The sequence below is a fragment of the Nocardia sp. NPDC004278 genome, assembly GCF_053602975.1.
Window position 1 is genome coordinate 198,617 of sequence record NZ_JBSGEQ010000012.1, and the last position, 11,908, is coordinate 210,524.

General features: G+C 66.7%; 10 protein-coding genes and 1 pseudogene. 6 read left to right on the plus strand and 5 right to left on the minus strand.

Annotation, left to right across the window (positions count from 1 at the left end):
- The first annotated feature begins 48 nt into the window (after nt 1-48).
- The 4 genes from ACWEO2_RS20630 (at nt 49) to ACWEO2_RS20645 (ending at nt 6,622) form a co-directional block, all read left to right on the plus strand.
- Nucleotides 49-1,353, plus strand: a complete 1,305-nt coding sequence (locus tag ACWEO2_RS20630) for a hypothetical protein (RefSeq protein WP_452406774.1) — start codon at nt 49-51, stop codon at nt 1,351-1,353.
- A 92-nt stretch (nt 1,354-1,445) separates the two neighbouring features.
- Complete coding sequence (locus ACWEO2_RS20635; RefSeq protein WP_452406775.1) at nt 1,446-2,681, plus strand: serine hydrolase; 1,236 nt, start codon at nt 1,446-1,448, stop codon at nt 2,679-2,681.
- A gap of 198 nt (nt 2,682-2,879) precedes the next feature.
- The gene (locus ACWEO2_RS20640) at nt 2,880-5,858 is read left to right on the plus strand and encodes a DEAD/DEAH box helicase (RefSeq protein WP_452406776.1); all 2,979 of its coding nucleotides are present in this window, start codon (nt 2,880-2,882) and stop codon (nt 5,856-5,858) included.
- Nucleotides 5,855-6,622, plus strand: a complete 768-nt coding sequence (locus tag ACWEO2_RS20645; RefSeq protein ID WP_452406777.1) for an SWIM zinc finger family protein — start codon at nt 5,855-5,857, stop codon at nt 6,620-6,622. The genes ACWEO2_RS20640 and ACWEO2_RS20645 overlap by 4 nt, the downstream gene beginning before the upstream one ends.
- 7 nt (nt 6,623-6,629) lie before the next feature.
- Here the strand turns inward: ACWEO2_RS20645 and ACWEO2_RS20650 are convergent, their stop codons facing one another.
- Entirely contained in the window at nt 6,630-7,112 is a 483-nt protein-coding gene (locus tag ACWEO2_RS20650) for an LIC_13387 family protein (protein ID WP_452406778.1), read from the minus strand.
- 73 nt (nt 7,113-7,185) lie between these two features.
- Between ACWEO2_RS20650 and ACWEO2_RS20655 the strand changes: the two genes are divergently transcribed.
- The gene (locus tag ACWEO2_RS20655) at nt 7,186-7,710 is read left to right on the plus strand and encodes a TetR/AcrR family transcriptional regulator (protein WP_354953522.1); all 525 of its coding nucleotides are present in this window, start codon (nt 7,186-7,188) and stop codon (nt 7,708-7,710) included.
- Nucleotides 7,707-8,492 (plus strand): helical backbone metal receptor, encoded by a 786-nt coding sequence (locus tag ACWEO2_RS20660; RefSeq protein ID WP_452406779.1) that lies wholly within the window; start codon nt 7,707-7,709, stop codon nt 8,490-8,492. Before ACWEO2_RS20655 ends, ACWEO2_RS20660 begins: the two co-directional genes overlap by 4 nt.
- On the opposite strand, the gene ACWEO2_RS20665 is transcribed toward ACWEO2_RS20660, so the two are convergent.
- The 4 genes and pseudogenes from ACWEO2_RS20665 to ACWEO2_RS20680 all read right to left on the minus strand — a co-directional run bounded on the left by ACWEO2_RS20665 (nt 8,477) and on the right by ACWEO2_RS20680 (nt 11,711).
- The gene (locus tag ACWEO2_RS20665) at nt 8,477-8,884 is read right to left on the minus strand and encodes a DUF3224 domain-containing protein (protein ID WP_452406780.1); all 408 of its coding nucleotides are present in this window, start codon (nt 8,882-8,884) and stop codon (nt 8,477-8,479) included. The genes ACWEO2_RS20660 and ACWEO2_RS20665 overlap by 16 nt on opposite strands.
- Before the next feature lie 42 nt (nt 8,885-8,926).
- A pseudogene (locus ACWEO2_RS20670) lies at nt 8,927-9,076 on the minus strand (hypothetical protein); the annotation flags it as partial.
- Nucleotides 9,077-9,178: 102 nt separating this feature from the next.
- Nucleotides 9,179-10,243: an amidohydrolase family protein gene (locus ACWEO2_RS20675; RefSeq protein ID WP_452406781.1), complete on the minus strand. Its 1,065-nt coding sequence runs from the start codon at nt 10,241-10,243 to the stop codon at nt 9,179-9,181.
- A 316-nt stretch (nt 10,244-10,559) separates the two neighbouring features.
- Nucleotides 10,560-11,711, minus strand: coding sequence for a helix-turn-helix domain-containing protein (locus ACWEO2_RS20680; protein ID WP_452406782.1), 1,152 nt, complete (start codon nt 11,709-11,711; stop codon nt 10,560-10,562).
- Between the last annotated feature and the right edge of the window lie 197 nt (nt 11,712-11,908).

Sequence of the window (11,908 nt, forward strand, 5' to 3'; positions counted from 1 at the left end):
CGATCTCACATCATGATACCTTTCTCAAAGAACGAGAAAGGTACGGATATGATGGTTGATGTGAATCCGGCCGCGATTGCCGCGGCCGTGGTCGAACTGGCGCGTGCGCAGCGGTTCGCCGAGATCGAGGACATGTTCGCGCCTCGGCTGCGGGCCGCGGTGTCCGCCGAGACGGTAGAGGTGGCGTGGCGTGGCGAGATCGCCAAAATCGGAGCGGTCCGCGCGGTGGGCGCGGCGCTGAGTGAGCCGATCGGAGCCGGTCTGATCAAGATGAGTGTCCCGGTGACTTGCGAGCGCGGCGGGCTCACGGTCGTCGTCTCGGTCGACGACACCGGCAGGCTGCACGGTTTCCGGCTCGCCCCACCGATCACGTCGGCGTGGACACCGCCCCGCTACGCCGCGCCGCGCAAATTCACCGAGCAGGAGGTCACGGTCGGATCCGGGGGTTTGGCCGTGCCGGGCACCTTGACCGTGCCCCGGGGACGTGGCCTGCGCCCGGGTGTGGTGCTGCTGGCTTCCGGGCCCACCGACCGGGATTTGACCGTGGGACCGAACAAGCCGTTCAAAGACTTGGCGTGGGGCCTGGCCAGCCGTGGCGTGGCGGTGTTGCGGTTCGACAAGGTGAACCACGTGCACGGCCAAGTGGCGGTCGAACCCGGGTTCACCATGGTCGAGGAGTACCTACCGCATGCGATAGCCGCAGTCGGTGTGTTGCAACAGCATCCGGATGTGGACCCGGCGCGGGTGTTCGTCGTCGGCCACAGCGGAGGCGGGAAGGCCGCTCCGCGGGTCGCGGCGGCCGAGCCGTCCGTTGCCGGCGTCGTGATTCTGGCCGGTGACACGCTGCCACTGCCCCGCGCCGCCGTCCGGACCGTCCACTATCTGGCCGCGCTCGACTCCGGCCAGGACATGGCGGGCGCGGTCGAGTCGATCACGCGCCAAGCCGCGCTGGTGGAGAGTGTGAACTTGTCACCCGCGACCCCTGCCACGGAGTTGCTGTTCGGTTGGCCGGCCTCGTACTGGCTGGATCTGCGCGACTACGACCCGGTCGCGACCGCCGCAGAGCTGGACAGGCCGGTTCTCGTCATCCAGGGCGGCCGCGACTACCAGGTGACTGTCGACGCGGACCTGCCGCGCTGGCGGGCGGGACTGGCCCACCGCCCCGGCGTCACGATCCGCGTCTACGACGCCGACGACCACATGTTCTTCTCTGGCTCCGGACGTTCCACACCCGCCGACTACCAACGGCCGCACCACCTCGACCCTGCCGTGGTCGCCGACATCGCCGACTGGGTTCTTCCCGGTACCAAGCCCGGCCCGCTGGCCCGATTTCTGTCGAGCCACAAGCGGTAGCGCGGATTCGAATTCCCCTTCCGAACAACAGCCGTATACCGCGGACGAGCGAAATCGGCCCACAGCAACGACATCACCGAAAGGTCAGCGCAATGATCGAGAGCGCACCCACCACCACAGCACAACTGGACTGGATAGTGTCAGCGTCGACCCGAAGTCCCCTGCCGGACCCGGAGATTCGGGACCATCTGGCATCCGGCCTGCTGGACGCCAGCGGTGGGGCGGACGGATTCAATGCCGCCCTGATGCGGATCGGCCGGCTCGTCGTCGGTGAAATCGTCGCGGCACGACCGGACTTCGTCCAAGCCGCGGTGCACGGTGACACTGGCAACTATCTCGTCACGGTTCGCACGAACACGGCCGGGCTGATCGAAGAAGTGCGCCTGACCGCCGACGTTCCGCCACCAGCATCGTGGGCCGAGATCGATACGCAGCTCACCCGGCTCGGCCGGCGAGTGTCCTTCGCAGCAGCGGAAATCGAACCGGACGACCACTGCCGGATCCTGCACGGCCTCAACCCCGACACGCTGCGCCCGATCGGTTCGGCGTTCAAGCTCTATGTCTTGGGAGCCCTCGCCCACGCGGTCGCCGAAGGACGCGTCGGATGGGACGAGCGATTGGCGATCAGGGATGACTGGAAAAGCCTGCCGTCGGGCACCATGCAGAACCGTCCAGCAGGCGCCACCGCCTCGTTGGCCGAATATGCCGACCTGATGATCTCGATCAGCGACAACACCGCCACCGACCATCTGATCCACCAGCTGGGCCGGGACGCAGTGGAACGCCAGCTGAGGCTGTTCGGTCATCGGCAACCCGACACGAATACCCCCTTCCTGACAACCAAGGCATTCTTCCAGCTCAAGGGAAACAGCGACACGACCCGCGCGCAGCGATACCTGGCACTGTCACCCCATGACCGAGTCGCCGCGTTGGAACAGTTGGAGCACCGGCCCCTCCCGGACCTGCAGGAGACCTGGCCCGAGCCGAAACACATCGACCAGATCGAATGGTTCGCCGCCCCGACCGATATCTGCCACGCCTTCGCCGGACTCGCGCGGCTCGACCAACCCGAAATCGGCCACGCCCTATCGCAGAAAGACGAGGGACTCAACCTCGACACCAGACAATTCCCCACGGTCTGGTACAAGGGCGGCAGCGAACCAGGCGTGGTCACCCTGCACTACCTGGCCCGCACCACCGACGACCGAACCCTGGCGACAAGTCTTATGGTCTCCGACCCACACACCACCCTCGACACACTGTCGGTGACACTCGCCGGCCAGTCCGTCATCCGCGGCGCATTCCACCTGCTGGCTCACGCACAGTGAGCATGCCTGCACGTCGGCCGACGTCTTCGAAACCACCCCGCAGCACCCTCGTCATCGGCGCCGCCCAACACGCTCTGGCCTCGATATAAGCCCCGTGACCAGCGGATATGCCAATATGTTCCGGTTCTGTCGAGAAATCTGGGAAACCGGTCCGGCCGCCGCCCGATCGCTGTCGGAGGCACCTGATTGGATGGGGTGATGCTGCACGGTCTGTGGTCGCCGGGATCGGGGTTGCTGCTGTGGCAGGAGGCCCCGGTTGTCGCGCTGCCCGATCCGCTGGGTGCGGTGCTGGCGGCATCGAAGTTCCGGCATCGGGCGCAGGTGCTGGTCAACGGGGTGGATGCGGAGACCGAGCAGGTGCGGGCGCATGCGATGGTGCCCGCTGCGGCCGCGGCGGCATTGCGCCAGCGGCTGCCCGTCGAGGCGGTTTCGGGGGATCTGCGGTTTCTCGCGCATGTGGCGCACGGGGTCGAGCGGTGGGTGCGGGCCGGGCGGGTGGCACCGGAGCTGCGCCGGGACGACGGGCAGTGGTGGGTGCGATGGCGATTGGTCGGCGGGGAGCGGCAGCGCGCGTGGCTGGCGGAGTTGGCAGTGGCGATGCCGCCCGCGCTGCGCGTCGCGGGGAAGCCCGCCGTGCTGCTCGAGGATATGGTCACCGAGCTCGCCGATCCGATTGCCAGGGAGCTGATGGATCCGCCGCCGTCGGTGCATCCGCTGGTGGCCGCGCTTATAGGTGATGTCGCCGTCGATGGCGGCAGCTATCAGCTGGCCGAGGTATTGGAACGCTGGCGGGCGAGTCTGACCGGGGATGAGCCGGAGTTGGTGCTGCGTCTGCTGGAGCCGGAGGGCGATATCGCCTTCGGTGCGGCCGATGTCGATGCCGACGCCGATGATTCGGTGGCGCTGTGGCGACTGCAGGTCTGTCTGCGCGCCGATGGTGAGGCGCCGAATCCGGTTCCGCTGCTGGGTGATCCGGTGCTGGTCCGGACGGCGATCGAGAAGCTGGGGCAGGCGACGCGGGCCTACCCGCGACTGCGCGACCTGCCGAACGATCCGCAGTCGATGGATCTGCTGCTGCCGACCGAGGTGGTCGCGGACCTGGTCGAGCACGGTGCGCACGCGTTGCAGGCGGCCGGTGTCCGGCTGCTGCTGCCGCGGGCCTGGAATATCACCGCGCCGACCATGCGGCTGCGGGTGGACAGCGCCGTCCCCGCCGCGGAGAGCACCGTCGGCATGCGCGGACTCGTCTCCTACCGTTGGGAACTCGCGCTCGGCGATACCGTGCTGACCAAGGCCGAGATGGCCAGGCTGATCCGCTCGAAATCGGACCTGGTGCAGTTGCGCGGCGAATGGGTGCAGGCCGACCACAAGGTGCTCGCCGCGGCCGCCCGCTATGTCGCCGCCCATCTCGACGACTCCGAAATCACCTTCGCCGATCTGGTCGGCGAACTCGTCACCGGTCATGTCGAGAAGGTGCCGATTACCGAGGTCACCGCGACCGGGTGGGCCGCGGACCTTTTGGACCGGACCCGCGATCCCGAACCGGTCACCGCGCCGGTCGGCCTCAAAGCGCAACTGCGGCCGTACCAGGAACGCGGCCTCGCCTGGCTGGCCACCATGAGCCGCTATGGCGTCGGCGCAATCCTGGCCGACGATATGGGGCTGGGCAAAACGGTGCAGGTGCTGGCCCTGCTGGTGCACGAACGGGAGACCAGCCGCTCGCTGACCGAAGACGCCGCCCGCACCGGCCGAGAGGTACACACCGCGCCACCGGTCGCGGCCAACGAATCGCAATACGCCGCGGCGGAAGTCATTTCGCGCGGCGCGGCGCGGCGCGGCGGAGCCGGACGGATCGAAGACCGCAACCGACCAGACGATGGTGCACCCGGGCCGACACTGCTGGTGTGCCCGATGTCGGTGGTGGGCAACTGGCAGCGCGAAGCCGAGCGGTTCGCGCCGGACCTGCGTGTACTGGTGCATCACGGCGCGGGGCGGCGGGTCGGTGACGAACTCGACGAAGCCGTCGCCGATGCGGATCTGGTGATCACCACCTACTCGCTCTTGGCAAGGGACGCGGTCGAATTGGCCCGCCAGCAATGGGACCGCGTGGTGCTCGACGAGGCACAGCACATCAAGAACGCGGGGACCAGGCAGGCGAAGGCGGCCCGCGCACTGCCCGCGCGACATCGGTTGGCGCTCACCGGAACTCCGGTGGAGAACCGGTTGGAGGAGTTGCGCTCGATTCTGGATTTCACGATGCCGAAGGTGCTCGGCAGCGCACAGACCTTCCGTGCCCGCTTCGCCGTGCCGATCGAACGCGATCGGGACGAGAACGCGATCAGCAGGCTGCGCACCATCACCCAGCCGTTCGTGCTGCGCCGGGTCAAGACCGATCCCACCGTCATCAGCGATCTGCCGGAGAAGCTGGAGATGACGGTGCGCGCCAACCTGACCGTTGAGCAGGCGGCGCTGTACCAGGCGGTGGTCGACGACATGTTGGCCAAACTGAAGGATGCGAAGGGGATGGCGCGCAAGGGTGCCGTGCTCGGCGCGCTGACTCGGCTCAAGCAGGTCTGCAACCATCCCGCGCATTTCCTCGGCGACGGTTCGGGCGTACTGCACCGGGGCCGCCACCGCTCCGGCAAGCTCGCACTGGTGGAGGATGTCCTCGATGCGGTGCTCGCGGACGGCGAGAAGGCATTGCTGTTCACCCAGTTCCGGGAATTCGGTGATCTCATCACGCCATATCTCATCGAGCGCTTCGGCACCGCGATTGCCTTCCTGCACGGCGGGGTGCCCAAGAAGCAGCGCGACACCATGGTCGAGCGATTCCAGGAGCCGAGCGGCCCGCCGCTGATGTTGCTATCGCTCAAGGCCGGTGGCACCGGACTGAATCTCACCGCCGCCAATCATGTTGTGCACCTGGATCGCTGGTGGAATCCGGCGGTTGAGAACCAGGCCACCGACCGGGCCTTCCGGATCGGTCAGCAGCGCAATGTGCAGGTGCGCAAGCTGATCTGCGTCGACACCATCGAGGAGAAGATCGACGAAATGATCAGCGGCAAACGTCAACTCGCCGATCTGGCCATCGGCGCTGGCGAGAACTGGATCACCGAATTGAGTACCGACGAACTGCACCAGCTCTTCGCCCTCGGCGCCGAGGCGGTCGGCGATTGAGCCCCTTCGAGGACTACCGCAAGTATGGCAAGCGCCGTCCGGTCAAGGGCGGGGTGGAAGCGCGCAGCCGCCGTGGCGGATTCGGGCGCACCTGGTGGGGTAAGGCGCTCATCGAGGCGGTCGAGGCAATGGCCGAACCCGGTCGGCTGGCCCGCGGCCGCACCTACGCAAGGGCCGGGCAGGTGGTGAGCTACCGGATCGAACCGGGTGCGGTCACCGCGGAAGTACAGGGGAGTCAGCCGCGCCCGTTCACCGCCGTCTTCGCCATTCGGCCGCTGCGCGACGACGAGCTGGAACTGCTCGTCGAAACCATTCGGACCGCGCCGGGCGTGCTCGCCGAAATCGCCTCCGGCGCTTTGCCGATGAGCCTCGGCGAACATCTGCTCCCGACGACGGCCGCGGACCTGGACTTCTCCTGCACCTGCCCGGATCCCGGCTGGCCGTGCAAGCATGTGGCGGCGGTCTGCTATCTGCTCGCCGAACGTCTCGACGAGCGTCCCCGCGAAATCCTCACCCTGCGCGGCCTCGACCTGGATACGCTCATTGTCGGCATCGAACGCGATACGCGCCCGGCGGTATCCGACGATCCCTACGGCGATCGGACCCAACTGCCCGATCTGCCGAAGGTCGAATTCCGTCCCGCCATAGACGATCTGGATCCGATGCTGCTGCGTCGGGCGCTGCGGATGATCGCCGAGGACGAGCCGATGGCCGCGGCCGGGCTGCGCGATCTGCGCGCGCTCTATCACGCGCTGGAGCGCTGACCGTGCTTCAGCGCCGTTCGACGGGCCCGGCCACCAGTACGGCGGCGAAACACAGTGTCGCGAGCGCGGATACCGCGATCACCGGTTCGGGAAAGTAGAGCGCCGCAATCCAGCAGAGGCCACCGGCCATCGCCACGCAAATGGCATTGAACAACGACCAGCGGGCGATCAACTGCGGTGCGGCGCGGACCGCGCTGATCACCACTAGCCCGAAAAGCAGTCCGAACAGGCCCATTCCGACGCTGTAACCGGTATTGAGATCGAAGACGCTGATCTGCCTGCCCCCGTCGAACAGCGCGGTCGTCGTGCTCCTGGATAGTTCGTTGATCACCTCTTCGCCAGCGGAGTCATCGCCATTGAAGGCGTGCACGACGAGCAGGTGTGCCGCTCCGATCAGCCCGACGAGTGCGGCACCCGTGATCTGAACGGGTGCCGCCCAGCGGGCGGATGTGCTGGCGCTGGGTGCGGACGATGTGGTCATCGCGGTCATCGCGACCTCCATAAACGCGGAAATTCTGGTGCGTTCCAGAACAGAACAAAAATTATGTTATAGGCTGGCGAGCGTGGCAGGCAAGACTTCATGGCTGGAATCAGGGCTGGTGATCCTCGGCACAGCCGGGCCGACCGGGCTCACGATCGACAAGCTGGTCGCGGCGACCGGGCTCAGCACCGGATCGTTCTACCACCACTTTTCGGGTATGCCCGGCTACAAATCCGCGCTGCTCGGCTACTTCGAGGAACAGCACACCACCCGGTATCTGCGCGAGATCGAGGCGGCCGACCTCGATCCGCGCGGTCGGCTCGAACTGCTCATCGATCTGGTACTCGAGGATGACGAGCCCGCCAGTATCGAGGTGGCCGTGCGCGCCTGGGCGCTGGACGATCCGATCGCCGCCGCGGCGAAGGAACGCGTGGACAGCACCAGGCTCGATGTCCTGCGCACCCTGCTCATGGACTGCGGGTACGCCGAGGATGCGGCCGAGGAGACGGCGCAGATCCTCTACCTGCTGGTACTCGGCGCGGGCAATGTGCTGCCGACCGTGCCACCCGAACGGCTGCGCGTCCTCTGCCGTCGGGTCCTGTCATGACCGTCGACGATCTCGGCGCAGCCGTCGCGATCGGCCGTCCGGTTCGGCGAGTGGTGTCGCTGGTGCCTTCCTTGACCGAAGCCGTCGCGGTGAGCCGTCCGGAAATCCTTGTCGCGGCGACGGATTGGTGCACGCATCCGGCCGAGCTGGACGTCGAGCGGGTGCGCGGCACCAAGAACCCGAATGTGCGCCGAATCATCGAGCTCCGTCCGGATCTGGTGCTGTGCAATCAGGAAGAGAACCGGCGCATCGATGTCGAACGGCTGCGCGGTGCGGATATACCGGTGTGGGTCACCAAGATCGAGACCTTGGTGGAAGGGTTCGCCTCGCTGCGCCGACTGTTCACCGAAACATTGGGGGGCCAGGTGCCGGACTGGCTCGTCGAAGCCGAATCATCCTGGGCTGCACCACCTGCCGAGCCGCCGCGCAACGCGGTGATCCCGATCTGGCGCAATCCCTGGATGGTGGTCGGTCACGATACCTTCACCGGTGACCTGGCCGCGCGCCTCGGACTCCGACTCGTGCACGCCGACCGCCCCGGGCGCTACCCGCACATCGCCGAGGACGAGTTGACCCGCGACGTCGAACTCGTCCTCCTACCGGACGAGCCCTACGTATTCACCAGATCCGATGGCCCCGAAGCCTTTCCGGGCCTTCCGGTCGCCCTGGTCGAGGGCCGCAGCCTCACCTGGTACGGCCCGTCCCTGGCCACGGCCCGGGACACATTGACCCGTCAGATCGCCGAGGCCTTCGTCGTCCGAGGCGATCAGTCGAGTTCGTAATCGAACCAGATGTGGTGCACACCATCGCTATCGACGGTGAGACCGCCGGTGCCGGAGATGCCAGTGAGTTCGCCGGTGCCGCTGTTGGCGACGATGATGAAGAATTCGTCGGTGCGGTCGGAGCCGCGCGTGCTCGCCGAATGCGCGAAGTTGAAACTGCCCGCGCGATCGTGCAGCGCGCCCTCGAACGACTCCATCGCGATATAGGTCCCCATGCCCGTCGCGTGGTCGAAAGCGGAGGTGAACAGGGTCGTGGAGCGTCCGGTGACCTCACCGGCGTACTCCTTCGAGATGGTGGCGATGCCGACCGGCAGCGCGGTGGTGACGGCCGGATCCGGCACGACGTCAGTGGGGACGAAGGAGACGACGGAGAAGGTGCCGGTTGCTTTCATGCGGCACATGGTATCGATCGCCACCGACAAGTCCGGCTCGCGCTATGCCGCCCTGGTGAAGCGGTAGTTGGTCAGGTCGAAGTGCGCACTGCACCAAGCGGCTTCGACTGTTGTGGTCGGACGCAGCGGCACATCGCCGTTCTTGTCGAAGTAGCAGTTGGCCGATGCACAGCTGTCCTGCCGGCAGACCTGTCCGCCACTCGGCGCCGGAGGTCACCGAGCTGAGGTGAGAATCCCGTATGCGGCCGGGAACGCTCGAACTCCCGCACCGGTGAGTCGGTTCACCTCGGCGTATCAGGATTCGATTCGATAGATCCGCTGGGCGTTGGTTCGGAAGATCTGTTCGAGTTCATTGCGGCCGCCGCCGTGCTCGGTGATCGCGGTGCTGATGATCTCGACACTGTCGGAGATGGTCGTAATCGGTTTGTCCACCGGGAAATTGGATCCCCAGAGCAGCCGATCGGGTCCGAAGACGTCATAGGCGTGGTCGAACAGCGGGCGAATTCGGTCCAATAGCACGGGAACCGGGGTCGAGGTGTCGCGTCGTGGCACCGGGTGGCCGAGCACGGGCATCATGAGGCCGCTGACTTTGGCCACCACATTGGCGTTTTCGGCGAGTGCCGTGAGGTCGTCGCGCCAGCGGACGAACAGTTCCCGGCGCTGGCTCGGATTGGTTCCGGTGTGTTTGCCGATCGGACCGAAAATGCCCGCGGGGGTGGCGAGATGGTCGAGCACGATCGGCACCTCGGGATAGCGCTGGGCCAATGCGGTCACATCCGGTAGTGCGTGCGAATACAGCCAGGCTTCGAAGGTGAGCCCGCGCTCGGCCAGCAGTGCGAAACCATTCAGGAATTCCTTCGTGGTGAGGGCACTCTCGATCTTCGTATACGGCCGTACGCCCGAATCGGGGTGATGCGCCACATGCGCGCGAATTCCGCGCAGCAGCGGTGATGCGGCGGCGTGCGCATCGAGGAGTTCGGCGAAATCGGGTGCCGCGGGATCGGCATTGCCGATGATCGCCCCGAGGTCGGGGTTGTCGCCACCGAATGGCAGCCCGGCCACCCACGCCGTCTCCTCGGACTTATCCGGGCCCGTCCACGCGACCTCGATGTGCACGATCGCCTCGACCGGCAGGCCAGCGGCATCCGCGCGATAGTTCGCTGGCAGGTATTCATCCGCGTAGGCCGAAGGATCCCCGACGAATTCGCGATCCTTACGCGGTGCCAGCCATTTGGCCACGTCGATCGGCAGCGGCACCGCCCGGAACACCTTCGCGACCGCGCTGAATTCACGGGGCGTGGCGAATGGGTCCCATTGATGAATGTGCGCGTCGACCATCCGGATGTCCGATAGCGCCATGTCCGCCGTCCCCAATCGTGTCGAAGCCCTGACGTCGCGATTGTCACACGCGCGTATTCGCTCGCGTTCGCAATCAGCGGGACCCGTACGCGGACAGGAATGTCCGCACCGCCGCGTCGGCGATATCGCGTTGTTCGGCCGCGCCGACCTGACGGGTGCCGAGCCGGCACCGAGCCTCCCAGCGGCGCGGTGAGCCGTGCGAGCAGCTGTTCGGCGACGATCTCACAAGGCCCGGCTGCCCCTTTGTGAGATCGAGTCGGACGCGTAGAAACGTTGGTGGTGTGCCCGCGGTGTGGGGCGCACTAGCCTTTCGCCGCTATGCCCGGTAGGTGTCGCGGAACGCTTCGCGCACCACGGCCGCATCAGGCCCGCCTCGGCCTTCGATCGCTGTGACAACCTCGGACACGCGCCAGTAGTTCGACGGCACCAGGCGCCTGGATTCCACCGCCGCCAGCGCGACGTGTGCCGCTTCGTCCGTCTTGTCGGCCGCGACCAGCGCCAGCCCCAGATCCAGGTTCGCCGAAGCGATTCGACGCGGCCGGACGGACGCTGCGCCTGCCAGATCGGCGAGAACGTGCCGGGCGTAGGACTCCGCCGCTGGATCACCGAGCCAGGCCAGCGTAGTGGCCACGTAGGCATCCGACTTCGCGGGGTCGTAGCGGAAATGATGTTCGGGCCGGTCGGGCGTGCTCAGCCCGGATACCAGCCTGGCGACGCGGCGCAATGCCCCGTACGTGGCCTTGCTGTCCCCGAGCCGCGCCAATGCGCGGCCCTCTTGGGCGGTGGCTTGGATGAACGCCGAACTGTCCTCCGGGGCAAGGGATTGCGCGGCGCGTGACAGTTCGGCCGCCGCCGCGAATTCCCCATCCGTCAGTTGCTGCCATGCTCGTGTTTCCAGGCACCATGCCGCGATCTCACGGTGCCCCGCTTCGTCCGCGAGCTTCCATGCCAGGTGTCCCCGTGCCGCTGCGGCGGAGATTTCGCCCAGGTCGATATGGCATGTGCTGGCCAGCAGCGACAGCCAGCCGACCGTGACGAGCAAGCGGCGGTGCTGGGCCAGGGTCTTGCGGCTGCCCATGAGTCGTCCGGCGTAGCCGAGGTGCTGACGGATGCGCACAAGCAATTCTCCCGGCGGGGTCGTCGGGTAGCCCGCTGCCAAGTCGTCCACCGCCAGTTCCAGGCGGTCCAGGGTGTCCGCACACAGGTCCGACGCGGCGACTCGATGAATCCACTCCGCCGCCCCCCGTTCACCATCGGCCGGTTCGATGAACAGCGCTGAGCCTATCCCCAGCGCATCGGCGTAGGCGCGAACGTGCACGGGTAGGACGCGGCGCTGCCCGATCTCCAATAATCCGAGCAGAGCCTTGGAGTAGTGCGTGCGCGCGGCGAGGGCGGATAGACTGAGTCCCGCCGCTTCACGCGCAGCGCGCAACCGCTCACCTGTGACGTTCTCCCCATCGGGGTACATGAGTCCAACGGTAACCGTGCGTTGTCCTCGGTGTAGACGACTGTGGGCGGTTACGGGCTGAAAAACCCACGCCTAGCGCCTATTTCAGCCCCATCGCTGGGGGCGATGTGAATTTCTCGGCGGGTGGGGAGCTTGCCAACGACATCACGACGAAGGCGAGAGGGAATGGACGCGCTCGCGTGGTTAGACCCGACGTC

Excerpts from the sequence above, each read along its gene's own strand:
- ACWEO2_RS20680 (WP_452406782.1), bottom strand. The coding sequence starts at position 11,711 with ATGTACCCCGATGGGGAGAACGTCACAGGTGAGCGGTTGCGCGCTGCG.
- ACWEO2_RS20660 (WP_452406779.1), top strand. The coding sequence starts at position 7,707 with ATGACCGTCGACGATCTCGGCGCAGCCGTCGCGATCGGCCGTCCGGTT.
- ACWEO2_RS20665 (WP_452406780.1), bottom strand. The coding sequence starts at position 8,884 with ATGAAAGCAACCGGCACCTTCTCCGTCGTCTCCTTCGTCCCCACTGAC.
- ACWEO2_RS20635 (WP_452406775.1), top strand. The coding sequence starts at position 1,446 with ATGATCGAGAGCGCACCCACCACCACAGCACAACTGGACTGGATAGTG.
- ACWEO2_RS20650 (WP_452406778.1), bottom strand. The coding sequence starts at position 7,112 with ATGACCGCGATGACCACATCGTCCGCACCCAGCGCCAGCACATCCGCC.
- ACWEO2_RS20640 (WP_452406776.1), top strand. The coding sequence starts at position 2,880 with ATGCTGCACGGTCTGTGGTCGCCGGGATCGGGGTTGCTGCTGTGGCAG.
- ACWEO2_RS20630 (WP_452406774.1), top strand. The coding sequence starts at position 49 with ATGATGGTTGATGTGAATCCGGCCGCGATTGCCGCGGCCGTGGTCGAA.
- ACWEO2_RS20675 (WP_452406781.1), bottom strand. The coding sequence starts at position 10,243 with ATGGCGCTATCGGACATCCGGATGGTCGACGCGCACATTCATCAATGG.